This is a genomic window from Yersinia sp. 2541 StPb PI, from assembly GCF_052217145.1.
GTDB lineage: Bacteria > Pseudomonadota > Gammaproteobacteria > Enterobacterales > Enterobacteriaceae > Yersinia > Yersinia enterocolitica_E.
On sequence record NZ_JAZGQB010000001.1, the window covers coordinates 3,308,886 to 3,323,927 of the forward strand.

Here is a 15,042-nt window from a genome sequence, read left to right on the forward strand (position 1 = left end):
TTAGCTGGGTTCACTCACCCGAATCACTTGACTGAGTTAAGCTCATCGGGACTGACTCGCTGGCTGCCTGCCTGCAACGTCAAGTGCTTTGGGTATAGGTACCCATTGCCGTACCAACCATTGCACCAAAATAATAGCGCTGTGAATTGGCGTATAAATTGCATGTATTTCTCACATCTAGTTTAGAAATAATTTGGATGACTGCATCGTCATGGGGCATAACTTGCATCACTCATAAGCAAGTGTGAAAAAACAGATCCAGCGATGAACGACTCAAATTCAACATCATCACCGCCAAAGCAGAGAAGTTAGGGAGATTATTATGTGTTCTATTTTCGGGGTCCTCGACCTTAAAACCGACCCCATTGAGTTACGTAAAAAAGCGCTGGAAATGTCACGTTTAATGCGCCATCGTGGCCCGGATTGGTCTGGTGTGTGGGCAAATGATAAAGCCATTCTCGCCCACGAACGTTTGTCTATCGTTGACGTCAATACCGGTGCCCAGCCCCTGTTTAATGCGGCCCACACGCATATTCTGGCCGTTAACGGTGAAATCTATAATCATCAGGCATTACGTCAGCAATATGGTGACCGTTACGCGTTTCAAACCGGCTCAGATTGTGAAGTGATTCTGGCGTTGTATCAGGAGAAAGGGCCTGAATTCCTCGACGACCTGCAAGGTATGTTCGCTTTCATCCTGTACGACACAGAGAAAGATGCCTATCTGATTGGCCGTGACCATCTGGGGATTATCCCGCTGTATATGGGCCATGATGAAAACGGCAACATGTTTGTGGCTTCAGAGATGAAAGCATTAGTGCCGGTGTGCCGCACCATTAAAGAGTTCCCGGCTGGCAGCTATCTGTGGAGTAAAGAGGGTGAAATTCGCGAATACTATCATCGCGATTGGTTTGATTTCGACAACGTCAAAGACAATGTAACTGACAAAGTCCAGTTGGCTAACGCGTTAGAAGAAGCGGTAAAAAGCCACTTGATGTCTGACGTGCCTTACGGTGTATTGCTGTCCGGTGGTCTGGACTCTTCCGTTATCTCTGCTATCACCAAAAAATTTGCCGCCCGTCGTGTCGAAGACGATGAGCGCAGTGAAGCCTGGTGGCCACAACTGCACTCCTTTGCAGTAGGTCTGATTGGCTCACCGGATTTACGTGCTGCGAAAGAAGTCGCCAACCATTTAGGTACCGTGCACCATGAAATTCATTTCACCGTGCAAGAAGGTTTGGATGCTATCCGTGATGTGATTTATCACATTGAAACCTATGATGTCACCACCATCCGTGCCTCAACACCCATGTATCTGATGTCGCGTAAAATCAAAGCGATGGGGATCAAGATGGTGCTGTCTGGCGAAGGGTCTGATGAAGTGTTCGGCGGCTACCTCTACTTCCACAAAGCACCAAATGCGAAAGAATTGCATGAAGAGACTGTGCGTAAATTGCTGGCCCTGCACATGTATGACTGTGCGCGTGCCAACAAAGCGATGTCTGCCTGGGGTGTTGAGGCCCGCGTCCCCTTCCTGGATAAGAACTTCCTCGATGTTGCGATGCGTATCAATCCGCAGGACAAAATGTGTGGTAATGGCAAAATGGAAAAACATGTCCTGCGTGAATGTTTTGAATCTTACTTACCACACAGCGTCGCCTGGCGTCAGAAAGAACAATTCTCTGATGGTGTCGGCTATAGCTGGATTGACACACTAAAAGAGAAAGCCGCAGAGCAAGTTACTGATCAACAGATGGAAACTGCCCACTTCCGTTTCCCATACAACACGCCATCGTCAAAAGAAGGCTACTTGTATCGCGAAATTTTTGAAGAGCTGTTCCCGCTGCCAAGTGCCGCTGAATGTGTCCCTGGTGGCCCATCAGTCGCCTGTTCATCAGCAAAAGCCATCGAGTGGGATGAATCATTCAAAAGTATGGATGACCCTTCCGGCCGTGCGGTTGGCGTGCATCAGGACGCTTATAAATAATTGAATGTGATGGTCTGCCTATATTGACTGTCCAATCTCAAGGCTGCCCTAGGGTAGCCTTGTTTTTTGCTGGCAAATTCAACAATTAATCACCATAAGTGCTGCTTTAATCACCAGACTGTTCACAAGCCACACAAACGAACCCTTTCAGCGCTTTTTTGGGAAAAAATTAGTTGACGCAATTCGGCCATATACGCATAATGCGCCCCGCAACGCCGATGAAGGTAATGCGGAAAAAGATGGCTACGTAGCTCAGCTGGTTAGAGCACAGCACTCATAATGCTGGGGTCACAGGTTCGATTCCCGTCGTAGCCACCATCTTTTTGCGGGAGTGGCGAAATTGGTAGACGCACTAGATTTAGGTTCTAGCGCCGCAAGGTGTGCGAGTTCAAGTCTCGCCTCCCGCACCATTATTCGTTCATCGGTTTGTCACAGCGGATGGGATATCGCCAAGCGGTAAGGCACCAGGTTTTGATCCTGGCATTCCCAGGTTCGAATCCTGGTATCCCAGCCATCTTTTTTTTGGATGGATAGCTGTAAGGCAAGAGAGTTGTCATATAAAAAAGAATTGTATTTCAGTTGGGATATCGCCAAGCGGTAAGGCACCAGGTTTTGATCCTGGCATTCCCAGGTTCGAATCCTGGTATCCCAGCCATACAACTTCTCAAGATTAAAGATTTAAAGATGGCTACGTAGCTCAGCTGGTTAGAGCACAGCACTCATAATGCTGGGGTCACAGGTTCGATTCCCGTCGTAGCCACCATCTTTTGGGGTATCGCCAAGCGGTAAGGCACTGGATTCTGATTCCAGCATTCCGAGGTTCGAATCCTCGTACCCCAGCCAAATTTAGAAAAGCTCGCTTCGGCGGGCTTTTTGCATTCTGGGATTTCACTATATTCCCTCTTACTTGAGTCCGATGTCTCAAGTCCAGGTTGGATTAGGTTTCGATTGATGGTTGCTTGAGGCGACAACGCCCGCCAAAAGAACAGATCGAATATCAACCGAAACCAGCTCCGAACTGTCCCAAATATTAAGTATTGAACTCAAAAAAACAGACATCCCCTACAACCCCAATGCATACCTCAACGCATGTTCTTTCAATTTGCCCGCGCGCTGAGCGGCTATCAACGCCAGATTCCGTACGAATTTCACCGGTGGCAGATCATTGCTGAATGTGGTGTAAAACACATCCATACCACTTTGCATAATCAGATTATCAGTGCGGCGGCGGCGTTGATAACGCAGTAATACCCGCTCGCTGTGCCACGGCTCTGCCCGTTCACGCGCTTGATTTAGCACCTCCAACAGCGCATCGACATCGCGATATCCCAGATTCACCCCCTGCCCGGCCAGTGGATTAATGGTATGGGCTGCATCCCCGAGTAAGACCAATCCCGGCTGTACATAACGTTGTGCATGGCGCCGCACTAGCGGGAAAGAGCCAGCAGCAATCGCTTTAACAGCCCCCAAACGTGATGGGAAAGCCTTGGCAATTTCCTGATTCAACTGTGCCATCGGCAGCGCCTGAAGCTGACGAATACGCTGCGGGCTGTCGTACCAGACCAATGATGCCCACTGGCCAAATAGCGGTAAGAAAGCACGCGGCCCCGTTGGGAAAAACTGCTGCCAGGTGGTGTCTTGCTGAGCTGTATCCGTCTCTACCGTAATTAACATGCAAGACTGGCGATACTGCCAGCCATTGGTGCCGATACCAGCTAACCGTCGTACCAGAGAGTTGGCACCATCAGCACCTATCACTAAACGGCCCTGTATCTGTTGCTGAGCGTCTAACGTGATTTGCCAGCACTCATCTACTCTAACCATAGTTTGCAGCCGTGACGGGCACAGCAACGTTAAATTGGGGCATTCCGCTATCTGTTGCCATAATGCCAACTGCAAAATCCGGTTCTCAACCATAAACCCCAGCTCAGGTAAAGAGAGCGAGGCGGCATCAAACACCACCTGTGAACCGGGCTGCTCCCAGGTCTCCAACCGACGATAAGGTGCATAACGCATCTGCTGTACCTGCGGCCAGACACCGAGCTGTTTCAGCAACGACACCGAAGTGCAGCCGATAGCGGAAACTCGTAAATCGGGCACGCTGTCAGCCTCAAATGGGGCTGGGGCTTCATGCTCAAGTAACGCGACTGACCAGCCTGTTTGTGCCAGTCCAAGCGCGGCAGCAGCACCGACCATACCGCCCCCCACCACCACAACATCATAATTTGGTTGCGATTTATTCATTTTGGCCATTTTTTAAAAGTTAAAATAACATCCATACTTTATCTGCCCTCAGTGTACCGGATTTTTCATCACCCCACAGAATAACTAAGCCGAACTGCGGTGGTCATCGCAACTGCAAATGACTACAATACCCCGCAACTAGTGAGCCTTTGCGCCTGGCGAACACATGGATCACCGCACCGCGCGATGTGACATTTATGATGAATTTTTGATGGTAGATAAGCCATGACGAAAAAACTGCATATTAAAACCTGGGGCTGCCAGATGAATGAATATGATTCATCTAAAATGGCAGATTTGCTGGCCAGCACCCATGGCTACCAGTTGACTGAGATCCCGGAAGAAGCCGATTTACTGCTACTGAATACCTGTTCAATTCGCGAAAAAGCACAAGAAAAAGTATTCAGCCTGCTGGGCCATTGGAAGCTCCTGAAAGAAAAGAATCCCAATCTGATTATTGGTGTCGGTGGATGTGTAGCATCACAGGAAGGCGAACATCTGCGCCAACGCGCGCCCTGTGTTGATGTCATTTTCGGGCCGCAAACTCTGCATCGCCTGCCAGAAATGATTAACCACGTCCAAGGCACGCACAGTCCGGTGGTAGATATCAGCTTCCCTGAGATTGAAAAGTTTGATCGGCTGCCAGAGCCGCGTGCTGAAGGCCCGACCGCGTTCGTTTCTATCATGGAAGGATGCAATAAATATTGTACCTTCTGCGTGGTGCCTTACACTCGTGGCGAAGAGATCAGCCGCCCAAGTGACGATATTCTGTTTGAAATTGCACAGTTAGCGTCCCAAGGGGTGCGGGAAGTGAATCTGCTCGGCCAGAATGTCAATGCCTATCGCGGTGCCACCTATGACGGCGATATCTGTAGTTTTGCCGAGTTATTGCGGCTGGTTGCCGCCATTGACGGTATCGATCGCATTCGCTTTACCACCAGCCATCCGATTGAGTTTACCGACGATATCATCGATGTTTATCGCGATACGCCAGAACTGGTGAGTTTTCTGCATCTGCCAGTGCAAAGTGGTTCCGACCGAATTTTAACCATGATGAAACGCGCCCACACCGCACTGGAGTACAAAGCTATCATCCGCAAACTGCGGCAGGCGCGGCCAGATATCCAGATAAGTTCCGATTTTATTATCGGTTTCCCTGGTGAAACTCAGCAGGATTTTGCACAAACCATCAAGCTGGTCGCGGAGATTCATTTCGATACCAGTTACAGCTTTATTTACTCTCCACGCCCTGGCACACCCGCGGCAGAGCTACCAGACGATGTCAGTGAAGAGGAGAAAAAACAGCGACTGCATATTTTGCAACAGCGTATCACTCAGCAGGCCATGGAAATCAGCCGCGAGATGGTTGGTAGTGTGCAACGTATTCTGGTAGAAGGCCCCTCCCGCAAAAGTGCGATGGAGCTGGCCGGGCGTACCGAAAATAACCGGGTGGTGAATTTTGAAGGTACACCAGAGATGATTGGCAAATTCGTTGATGTCGAAATTGTAGACGTTTATGCCAGTTCACTGCGCGGTATTTTGCAGCGCACCGAAGACCAGATGGCGCTACGGGTTCATGAATCGCCACAATCGGTCATTGCGCGGACCCGAAAAGAAAATGAAATTGGCGTGGGGCAGTATCAACCCTGACCATAGTTGTTCGAGTTGACTCGCATTAGCAGGCGCTGCATTGTCAGTGCCTGTTTTATTTTAGTGGGCTGCTGCGCAGATTCGGACTGTTTAAGTTGCACCTCCAGAGGGTCGCTACTTGAATAGAGCGTGAAAGCACGGATTGATAAGTAAACTTGCGTCAGCACCATGCACCATGAATAATTCTTAAATGACATGTATGATTGACGTTATATGCCCAAGGCCATTTCCAATACGAAAGGTATAATCGGGTATCAGACAAATAATATCCGTGAATGATATATCCAGAGGAACACAGTGACTCAGAGAAATAGTTTGCACGTAGTGACACAAGAAATCTTGCTAGAGCCCACCGACAATCAGCGTTTGTTGAGTCTGTGCGGCCCTTTTGATGACAACATCAAGCAGTTGGAGCGCCGGTTAGGTATTGAAATTAATCGCCGAGACAACCGTTTCAAGTTAGTCGGTAAGAATATCTGCGTTGTTGCAGCGGCAGATATCCTGCGCCATCTGTATGTTGACACCGCCCCCATTCGGGGTGTTACCCCAGAGATATCCCCAGAAGATATCCACCTTGCGGTGAAAGAGAGTCATGTATTGGAGCAAACGGCACAGAGCGTACCCGATTACGGAAAAGCCGTGAATATCCGTACCAAGCGCGGCATGGTTAAACCGCGTACCCCCAATCAGGCGCAATACATCGCCAATATTCTTGATCACGATATTACCTTTGGGATTGGTCCTGCCGGGACCGGTAAAACCTATCTGGCGGTAGCCGCGGCAGTTGATGCTCTGGAGCGCCAGAATGTGCGCCGTATCTTACTGACCCGCCCGGCCGTTGAAGCGGGCGAAAAATTGGGTTTCCTGCCCGGGGACCTGAGTCAGAAAGTCGATCCATACCTGCGCCCACTTTATGATGCACTGTTTGAAATGCTTGGCTTTGAGCGCGTTGAAAAATTGATCGAACGTAACGTGATTGAAGTGGCTCCGCTGGCATATATGCGGGGCCGGACACTCAATGATGCCTTTATCATTCTGGATGAGAGCCAGAACACCACCATCGAACAGATGAAGATGTTTCTCACCCGTATGGGCTTTAACTCCAAGGCAGTTATTACCGGTGATGTGACGCAAACCGACTTACCGCGCCACCAAAAATCTGGCTTAAGTCATGCCATTGAAGTGCTGTCTGAGGTAGAAGAGCTGAGCTTTAACTTCTTCCATAGCGAAGATGTGGTGCGTCACCCCGTGGTGGCCCGTGTGGTTATTGCCTATGAGGCCTGGGAAGCGGCGGAACAAAAACGCAAAGAGACTATTGCCGAACAACGTAAGCGGGAAAACCATACCCCGTCTGAGCAGGAGGCTCCGTGAGCCAAGTTATACTCGATTTACAAATTGCCTGCGCCGATAGCCAGGGTTTACCTGCCGAAGCTGACTTTCAGCGTTGGTTGGAGGCGGTATTACCGCAGTTTCAAGACGTAGCAGAAGTGACCATTCGGTTGGTTGATGAAGCTGAAAGCCATGAGCTGAATCTAACCTATCGCGGTAAAGATAAACCGACCAATGTCTTGTCTTTTCCTTTTGAGGCCCCACCTGAAATTGAACTGCCACTATTGGGTGATTTAATCATTTGCCGTCAGGTGGTTGAACAAGAAGCTATCGAGCAAGAAAAAGCACTATTAGCTCATTGGGCGCATATGGTTGTTCACGGCAGTCTCCATCTGCTAGGGTATGACCACATCGTGGACGATGAAGCAGAAGAAATGGAGTCAATCGAAACTGAAATTATGCAAAGTCTGGGTTATCCAGATCCGTATATTTCGGAGAAAGACCCCGAATAAACCCATCATATCGGGTGTTATAATGCCCTGTTAGTCGGGGAAAACTGTCGGCGGTGTGAGTCTACTGCTACCGATAAAATATAATCTTTACCCAACGTCATTGGAATTGCAGGTAGGCGGCAAGCAAACCTCGCTAGCCCCTACGGCATCAGATACAAGGGTATAACATGAGTAAACTTAACTAAAACGCCATGAGCGACGACCACTCACAAAACAACGATAGCCCCAGTCCCAAGAAAGGGTTCTTTACTCTTATCCTTAACCAGTTATTTCACGGTGAACCTAAAAACCGTGGTGATTTGGTAGAGCTTATCCGTGATTCTGAACAAAACGATCTGATCGATCCCGATACCCGTGACATGCTGGAAGGCGTGATGGATATTGCCGAGCAGCGCGTGCGGGACATCATGATCCCCCGTTCTCAAATGGTCACATTAAAGCGTAACCAAACGCTGGATGAGTGTTTGGATGTGATTATTGAATCTGCTCACTCCCGCTTTCCGGTGATTAGCGAAGATAAAGATCACATCGAAGGTATCCTGATGGCCAAGGATTTGTTGCCGTTTATGCGCACCGACTCCGAGCCATTCAGTATTGATAAAGTGTTACGGACGGCGGTTGTAGTGCCAGAAAGTAAGCGTGTCGATCGGATGCTGAAGGAGTTCCGTTCCCAGCGCTACCATATGGCTATTGTCATTGATGAGTTTGGTGGCGTGTCAGGGCTGGTGACCATTGAAGATATTCTTGAGCTGATCGTTGGCGAAATAGAAGATGAGTATGACGATGAAGAAGACAGAGATGTGCGTCAACTCAGCAAGCATACCTATACCATTCGTGCGCTGACGCAAATTGAAGATTTCAATGAAGTGTTCAATACCCATTTCAGCGACGATGAGGTTGACACCATTGGTGGCTTAGTAATGCAGGCATTTGGCCATTTACCTGCCCGGGGTGAAACCATTGAAATTGAAGGTTACTTATTTAAAGTTGCCATGGCGGATAGCCGACGTATCATTCAGGTTCATGTAAAAATCCCGGATGATGCTCCGCAACCCAAACTGGAAGAATAAATCCTTGATGCCTATTGCTTCATATCTTCAACGCCAGTGGGTTCGCGCCCTACTGGCGCTATTTTTTGGTGCCTGCGGTACGCTGGCCTATTCACCGTTTGATTACTGGCCCGCAGCCATTGTTTCACTGTTTGGCTTACTCAGCCTAACCCTGAACCGTAATACCCGGCAGTCCGCCTTTATTGGCTTTTGTTGGGGAATGGGGCTATTCGGTAGCGGTATTAACTGGGTCTATGTCAGTATTTCCGAGTTCGGCGGAATGCCAACGGCAATCAATATTTTCCTGGTGGTACTACTAGCGGCCTACCTATCGCTCTACACCCTGCTATTTGCCGGTGTGTTAGCGCGTCTCAGCCCAAAAGCGACATGGTGGCGGCTAGCGATTGCCGCACCGGTTGTATGGCAACTGACGGAATTCTTGCGCGGCTGGGTGTTGACCGGCTTCCCGTGGCTGCAATTTGGCTACAGCCAGATTAATGGCCCGCTGCGTGGGATTGCCCCAATACTCGGGGTTGATGGCATCACCTTTGTACTGATGGCAATCAGTGGATTACTGGTCTACGCCTGCTATCAGCGCCGGGTGACTGCGGCAATAGTGGCGATGGCACTGTTATTGTTACCATGGCCACTGCGCCAAGTGCATTGGTTCACGCCAGAGCCGGAGCGCGCTGTCAATATCGCCATGGTGCAAGGTAACATTGCTCAGTCCATGAAGTGGGACCCTAAAGTCCTGCTTTCGACCCTGCAAGTCTATCTGGATGAAACTCGACCGTTTATGGGCAAAGCGCCGATCATCATCTGGCCGGAATCTGCCATTCCTGATATTGAAACCGATCAAACCGGCTTCCTGACAATGGTTGATGATCTGATGCGAGCCAATCATAGCAGCTTGATCACGGGGATTGTCGATGCCCAGCGTCGGCCTGAAGGTCAGGGGTATCATTTCTTTAATAGCGTCATCGTCTTAGGCGATAAAGAACCGTATCAATATCCGAGCCGAAACCGTTACAGCAAACACCATCTGGTCCCATTTGGTGAATTTGTGCCGCTAGAATCCTTACTGCGTCCGCTGGCACCGCTGTTTGACCTACCGATGTCAACGTTCAGCCGTGGCAGTTATGTGCAACCATCGCTCAAGGTGGCAGGATATAACCTGACTGCGGCTATTTGTTATGAAATCGTGTTAGGCCAGCAGGTACGGGATAATTTCAATCCTGATACCAATTTCCTGCTGACCGTCTCGAATGATGCCTGGTTCGGCCACTCAATTGGACCATGGCAACATTTCCAGATGGCACGGATGCGCGCGCTTGAATTGGGTCGCCCTCTGCTGCGCAGTACCAATAACGGTATCACTGCGGTGGTTGGCCCGAGCGGTGAAGTGCTCGCCCAGATCCCGCAATTTACCCAACAGGTGTTAGAGGCCAAAGTTACACCAACAACGGGCGTCACCCCCTATGCCCGTTTGGGTTCATGGCCGATGTGGATTATCACGCTGGTGCTTGGCGCCCTCACGCTGTACCGCGCGATCCGTAGTCGTTCTGATAACAAATAACATAATATGTGGGCATGTTATCTGCATGCCCGTTAATCTTGAGAGCCTTATGTCACTGAAGCCTGAATTTATCCTCACCAGCGAAGCACAACTCAGCGAGCACTACGCCGCCCCCTTTGAAACCGTGTTGAAGAAACAGATAGATCACATTGATGATTATGCTAAAAAACTCATCGCGGCAGCCCCCTTCGCCGTACTGGGTACCCTCGGCGCCAATGGTATCGACTGCTCACCCAAAGGTGGGGAACCGGGTTTTATCCATGTACAGGACAGTAAAACCCTGATGCTACCAGACCGCCCGGGGAACAACCGCCTGGATGGTATCCGCAACCTGCTGCATAACCCCGCTATCGGTATCTTGTTCCTGATACCCAACTGGGACGAAGGTTTTCGGGTGAATGGCCGGGCTAAGATTTCGGTCGATCCTGAACTGTGTGAGCGCTTTAGCCAAAATGGCCACCCCGCCCGCAGTGTGTTAGTGATCGAGGTTGATGAAGTGTTTATTCATTGTGGCCGCGCGATTACCTTTGCCAAGCTGTGGAGCCCAGAAAAACACGCCGCAAAAGAGACCATTCCGACAGCATTGGATGTGTTTAAGGCCCACGTGGCTATCAACAACCAGCAATTAGGCTAACTGGCAGTAAAGCCGCTGTTTGGCGGCTGATTAATACCCACAACTCCCCGTGGGTATTCTATAGCTCTCAATTGTAGAGCTATTATCCTCATCTCTTCGCCGCGACTGGCACAGACCTTGCATTGTTTCTAACCATTATGTGTTAACTCGCTGCCAATGCCCGCCAATCTTTTAGCCGTTGTCGGGGATTACCGCAACAAGTAGGGAACACAGCGTTTCAAATGCGGGATCAGGATTATTTACACGCTCGTTTATAGGGCATATCCCGCACCATAGAAGTGCATTGCTGTTTTATTGCCTCTATTTGGTGCGATTTGCATCCCAAAAAACAAACATTTATTCATCATTCGCATAACATTTGGCTATTTTTTAAAGATAATCTGATACAAGTAACAGCGAAAACCACGTACTGGCCAACAAAACATCGGTGGTTGTACCGCTGAAACGAAACAAAACGATTTCTCGCCTGACGAGATTTAGCAACAACGTATTTTTAGCATCACAACATCAAGTAATAAAACAACAGCAAAGGAGTTGGACCATGCATATGCGTAAATTGGCGTTAGCGCTACTGTTAGCTGGGATGGCAAGTGGCGTAGCCCAAGCAGAAGAAGCGGCAGCACAACCCGCAGCGAAAGCTGAAGCCCAGGCTGATACTCTGAAAAAGATTAAAGACAGCGGCGTTATCGTAGTGGGTCACCGTGAATCTTCCGTTCCCTTCTCTTATTACGATAATCAGCAGAAAGTTGTTGGTTACGCACAAGATTATTCTAATCTGATCATTGATGCAGTTAAGAAAAAACTTAATGCTCCAGACTTACAGGTCAAACTGATCCCAATCACCTCACAGAATCGTATTCCACTACTGCAAAACGGCACCTTTGACTTTGAGTGTGGTTCCACCACCAATAATCTGGAGCGTCAGCAACAAGCGGCGTTCAGTAATACCATTTTTGTAGTCGGTACCCGTTTACTGACCAAAAAAGGGTCTGAAGTTAAAGATTTCAAAGATTTGGCCGGTAAAGCAGTGGTTGTAACTTCAGGTACGACATCTGAAGTCCTGCTGAATAAGCTAAATGAAAAAGACAAAATGGATATGCGCATCATCAGCGCCAAAGACCACGGTGACTCTTTCCGCACCTTGGAAAGTGGCCGCGCAGTGGCCTTTATGATGGATGATGCTCTGCTAGCCGGTGAGCGAGCCAAAGCCAAGAAACCAGACCAATGGGATATCGTCGGTACTCCGCAGTCTCAGGAAGCTTACGGCTGTATGTTGCGCAAAAATGATCCGGCCTTTAAAGCCTTATTGGATGAAACCATTGCCAGTGCACAAACTTCTGGTGTAGCTGAAAAATCATTCGATCGCTGGTTCAAAAACCCAATTCCACCTAAAAATCTTAACCTGAATTTCTCACTGTCTGATGAAATGAAGGCGCTGTTCAAAGCACCTAACGATAAAGCATTGAACTAACAATAATAAATCAGGGCGGGTGGTTACCTGCCCGATTCGATTGATGATGGGCCGATAGGAGATACCCAATAGATTTCAGAGTGCAGGAAGACGGCAAGCAAGAGACAAATTGGTTGTAAACCATTTTGAACAGCGCTTGCGCTGGCCCGTAGGGTGAGCCTCTGATGAGGTTCACAATCCTGATGAGCTTATACAAATAAGTGATTCAGGTGAACGAGGGCAGCCAACACATCTGCAATTTGAAAGATGCAGGGTAAAGACAGGATGCGGGGTGGCCGTTCCCCACTCCGCATTTTTTTGTGAGTCCTCAAGGTCGCTACGCATTAAATCATCAGTCATCAGGGTGGCTTATCCATCCTTTTAAGGGAGTTTGTTATGTCAATAGACTGGAACTGGGGCATCTTCTTGCAACCTGCCCCCTTCGGCAATACCACCTACCTCGGCTGGATCTGGTCCGGCTTTCAAGTCACCGTCGCTTTGTCACTGTGCGCCTGGGTGATCGCGTTCTTTGTCGGTTCACTGTTTGGTATTTTAAGAACCGTGCCCAATCGAATCCTGTCAGGGATTGGGACCTGCTACGTTGAGCTGTTTCGTAACGTACCCTTGATTGTGCAATTCTTTACCTGGTATCTGGTGGTACCTGAACTGTTGCCAGTTGATATTGGCATGTGGTTTAAAAGTGAACTTGACCCGAACATACAGTTCTTTCTTTCATCGATGCTTTGCCTTGGCTTATTTACCGCAGCACGTGTTTGTGAACAAGTCCGTGCCGGGATTCAGTCACTGCCTCGAGGCCAGAAAGCAGCGGGTTTGGCTATGGGGTTGACCCTGCCACAAACCTATCGCTATGTGTTACTGCCCAATGCTTATCGGGTGATCATTCCCCCGATGACCTCAGAAATGCTCAACCTGGTAAAAAACTCCGCCATTGCTTCAACAATCGGATTGGTCGATATGGCCGCTCAAGCAGGTAAATTGCTGGATTATTCAGCTCACGCCTATGAGTCCTTCACCGCCATCACTCTTGGTTATGTACTGATCAACGCCGTGATCATGCTGTTGATGCGATTAGTTGAAAAGAAAGTGCAGTTACCCGGCAATCTGGGGAGTAAATAATGTACGAATTTGATTGGAGTTCTATCGCCCCCAGCATGCCCTATCTGCTGCAAGGGTTAGTGGTCACCGCCAAGATAACCATTACCGCTATCGTATTTGGCATTATCTGGGGGACGGTTCTGGCAGTCATGCGCTTGTCGCCGATTAAAGCCATCAGTTGGTTTGCAACTGCCTATGTCAACGTGTTCCGCTCTATTCCGTTGGTGATGGTGCTGCTGTGGTTTTATTTGGTTGTCCCGAGCTTATTACAAAATGTGCTGGGCTTATCACCAAAAACTGATATTCGGTTAATCTCAGCCATGGTAGCCTTTTCGCTGTTTGAAGCGGCCTATTACTCAGAAATTATCCGCGCCGGGATCATGAGTATTTCCCGTGGGCAATCCTCTGCTGCGCTGGCATTGGGCATGACCCATGGGCAGTCAATGCGGCTGGTTATCCTGCCCCAGGCTTTCCGCGCAATGGTGCCGCTGCTGTTAACTCAGGGGATAGTGTTATTTCAGGATACTTCACTGGTGTATGTCCTTAGCCTGGCCGATTTCTTCCGCACCGCCACCACCATTGGCGAACGGGACGGTACTCAGGTCGAAATGGTGCTGTTTGCCGGTTTGGTTTATTTCGTTATCAGTATTGCCGCGTCGATGCTGGTTAACTATTTGAAGAAAAGGACTGTTTGATGATTTCCCTGAAAAATGTTTCTAAGTGGTACGGCCACTTTCAGGTGCTGGCTGACTGCACCACCGAAGTTAAAAAAGGTGAGGTTGTGGTGGTCTGTGGTCCTTCAGGCTCAGGCAAATCAACCTTAATCAAAACTGTTAATGGGCTGGAACCTATTCAAAAAGGCAGCATTACAGTTAATGGTATTGGTGTGAATGATAAAGGCACTAATCTGGCCCAACTGCGTTCCAAAGTGGGCATGGTGTTCCAACATTTCGAGCTGTTCCCACACCTGTCTATCATTGAAAATCTGACGCTGGCGCAAATCAAAGTACTCAAACGTGATAAAGCAGAAGCACGTGAAAAGGGGTTGAAACTGTTAGATCGCGTGGGCCTTTCTACCCATGCAGATAAATTTCCTTCTCAGTTATCGGGTGGCCAGCAGCAGCGCGTGGCTATTGCCCGCGCACTCTGCATGGACCCCATTGCCATGCTGTTTGATGAGCCCACCTCCGCACTTGACCCGGAAATGATCAACGAAGTGTTGGATGTGATGGTCAAACTGGCATTGGAAGGGATGACCATGATGGTAGTTACCCACGAAATGGGCTTCGCCCGCAAAGTGGCTAACCGCGTTATTTTTATGGATGAAGGGAAAATCGTCGAAGACAGCAACAAAGATGATTTCTTTAATAATCCTAAATCAGATCGCGCCAAAGATTTCCTGGCAAAAATTCTGCATTAATCACACCACCTCCCCTGCGCCCGTAGGGGAGGAAATTTGCGTCTGTTCTCTTTTTACGCCCTGCGTGATTGCTTA

12 protein-coding genes and 6 tRNA genes are annotated in these 15,042 nt (G+C 49.0%); 17 read left to right on the forward strand and 1 reads right to left on the reverse strand.

Annotated elements, in window-relative coordinates; translation table 11 throughout:
- Positions 1–322 precede the first annotated feature (322 nt).
- The 7 genes from asnB to V1953_RS14970 all read left to right on the forward strand — a co-directional run bounded on the left by asnB (position 323) and on the right by V1953_RS14970 (position 2,830).
- Positions 323–1,987 (forward strand): asparagine synthase B, encoded by a 1,665-nt coding sequence (asnB, locus tag V1953_RS14940; RefSeq protein ID WP_050132662.1) that lies wholly within the window; start codon positions 323–325, stop codon positions 1,985–1,987.
- Positions 1,988–2,228: 241 nt separating this feature from the next.
- Positions 2,229–2,305: transfer RNA gene (locus V1953_RS14945), tRNA-Met, on the forward strand.
- A 7-nt stretch (positions 2,306–2,312) separates the two neighbouring features.
- Positions 2,313–2,397, forward strand: a tRNA-Leu gene (locus V1953_RS14950).
- Between the two features lie 29 nt (positions 2,398–2,426).
- Positions 2,427–2,501 (forward strand) — tRNA-Gln (locus V1953_RS14955).
- A gap of 66 nt (positions 2,502–2,567) precedes the next feature.
- Positions 2,568–2,642 (forward strand) — tRNA-Gln (locus V1953_RS14960).
- A gap of 31 nt (positions 2,643–2,673) precedes the next feature.
- Positions 2,674–2,750: transfer RNA gene (locus tag V1953_RS14965), tRNA-Met, on the forward strand.
- 5 nt (positions 2,751–2,755) lie between these two features.
- Positions 2,756–2,830: transfer RNA gene (locus tag V1953_RS14970), tRNA-Gln, on the forward strand.
- A 219-nt stretch (positions 2,831–3,049) separates the two neighbouring features.
- On the opposite strand, the gene ubiF is transcribed toward V1953_RS14970, so the two are convergent.
- Positions 3,050–4,231 (reverse strand): 3-demethoxyubiquinol 3-hydroxylase, encoded by a 1,182-nt coding sequence (gene ubiF / locus V1953_RS14975; RefSeq protein WP_083163811.1) that lies wholly within the window; start codon positions 4,229–4,231, stop codon positions 3,050–3,052.
- Positions 4,232–4,456: 225 nt separating this feature from the next.
- On the opposite strand from ubiF, the gene miaB reads away from it, so the two are divergent.
- The 10 genes from miaB (at position 4,457) to V1953_RS15025 (ending at position 14,967) form a co-directional block, all read left to right on the forward strand.
- The gene (gene miaB, locus V1953_RS14980) at positions 4,457–5,881 is read left to right on the forward strand and encodes a tRNA (N6-isopentenyl adenosine(37)-C2)-methylthiotransferase MiaB (protein ID WP_083159649.1); all 1,425 of its coding nucleotides are present in this window, start codon (positions 4,457–4,459) and stop codon (positions 5,879–5,881) included.
- Positions 5,882–6,178: 297 nt separating this feature from the next.
- Positions 6,179–7,252: a PhoH family protein gene (locus V1953_RS14985; protein ID WP_193784699.1), complete on the forward strand. Its 1,074-nt coding sequence runs from the start codon at positions 6,179–6,181 to the stop codon at positions 7,250–7,252.
- Positions 7,249–7,722 (forward strand): rRNA maturation RNase YbeY, encoded by a 474-nt coding sequence (gene ybeY, locus V1953_RS14990; RefSeq protein WP_083159651.1) that lies wholly within the window; start codon positions 7,249–7,251, stop codon positions 7,720–7,722. The genes V1953_RS14985 and ybeY overlap by 4 nt, the downstream gene beginning before the upstream one ends.
- Before the next feature lie 191 nt (positions 7,723–7,913).
- The gene (gene corC / locus V1953_RS14995; protein WP_083159653.1) at positions 7,914–8,792 is read left to right on the forward strand and encodes a CNNM family magnesium/cobalt transport protein CorC; all 879 of its coding nucleotides are present in this window, start codon (positions 7,914–7,916) and stop codon (positions 8,790–8,792) included.
- 7 nt (positions 8,793–8,799) lie between these two features.
- Positions 8,800–10,347, forward strand: a complete 1,548-nt coding sequence (gene lnt, locus V1953_RS15000; RefSeq protein WP_083159655.1) for an apolipoprotein N-acyltransferase — start codon at positions 8,800–8,802, stop codon at positions 10,345–10,347.
- Between the two features lie 49 nt (positions 10,348–10,396).
- Entirely contained in the window at positions 10,397–10,981 is a 585-nt protein-coding gene (locus V1953_RS15005; RefSeq protein WP_372568856.1) for an MSMEG_1061 family FMN-dependent PPOX-type flavoprotein, read from the forward strand.
- 541 nt (positions 10,982–11,522) lie between these two features.
- On the forward strand, positions 11,523–12,452 hold the full coding sequence (locus V1953_RS15010) for an amino acid ABC transporter substrate-binding protein (protein WP_083159659.1): 930 nt from the start codon (positions 11,523–11,525) through the stop codon (positions 12,450–12,452).
- A gap of 375 nt (positions 12,453–12,827) precedes the next feature.
- Positions 12,828–13,568 (forward strand): amino acid ABC transporter permease, encoded by a 741-nt coding sequence (locus V1953_RS15015; RefSeq protein WP_005182751.1) that lies wholly within the window; start codon positions 12,828–12,830, stop codon positions 13,566–13,568.
- Positions 13,568–14,242, forward strand: coding sequence for a glutamate/aspartate ABC transporter permease GltK (gene gltK / locus V1953_RS15020; protein WP_032905734.1), 675 nt, complete (start codon positions 13,568–13,570; stop codon positions 14,240–14,242). Before V1953_RS15015 ends, gltK begins: the two co-directional genes overlap by 1 nt.
- The gene (locus tag V1953_RS15025; RefSeq protein WP_025377565.1) at positions 14,242–14,967 is read left to right on the forward strand and encodes an amino acid ABC transporter ATP-binding protein; all 726 of its coding nucleotides are present in this window, start codon (positions 14,242–14,244) and stop codon (positions 14,965–14,967) included. Before gltK ends, V1953_RS15025 begins: the two co-directional genes overlap by 1 nt.
- Positions 14,968–15,042: the final 75 nt, after the last annotated feature.

Bases quoted from the DNA above. Each gene is read 5' to 3' on its own strand.
- gltK (WP_032905734.1), top strand. From the start codon at position 13,568: ATGTACGAATTTGATTGGAGTTCTATCGCCCCCAGCATGCCCTATCTG.
- V1953_RS15005 (WP_372568856.1), top strand. From the start codon at position 10,397: ATGTCACTGAAGCCTGAATTTATCCTCACCAGCGAAGCACAACTCAGC.
- corC (WP_083159653.1), top strand. From the start codon at position 7,914: ATGAGCGACGACCACTCACAAAACAACGATAGCCCCAGTCCCAAGAAA.
- asnB (WP_050132662.1), top strand. From the start codon at position 323: ATGTGTTCTATTTTCGGGGTCCTCGACCTTAAAACCGACCCCATTGAG.
- V1953_RS15025 (WP_025377565.1), top strand. From the start codon at position 14,242: ATGATTTCCCTGAAAAATGTTTCTAAGTGGTACGGCCACTTTCAGGTG.
- ubiF (WP_083163811.1), bottom strand. From the start codon at position 4,231: ATGAATAAATCGCAACCAAATTATGATGTTGTGGTGGTGGGGGGCGGT.
- miaB (WP_083159649.1), top strand. From the start codon at position 4,457: ATGACGAAAAAACTGCATATTAAAACCTGGGGCTGCCAGATGAATGAA.
- V1953_RS15015 (WP_005182751.1), top strand. From the start codon at position 12,828: ATGTCAATAGACTGGAACTGGGGCATCTTCTTGCAACCTGCCCCCTTC.
- lnt (WP_083159655.1), top strand. From the start codon at position 8,800: ATGCCTATTGCTTCATATCTTCAACGCCAGTGGGTTCGCGCCCTACTG.
- V1953_RS15010 (WP_083159659.1), top strand. From the start codon at position 11,523: ATGCATATGCGTAAATTGGCGTTAGCGCTACTGTTAGCTGGGATGGCA.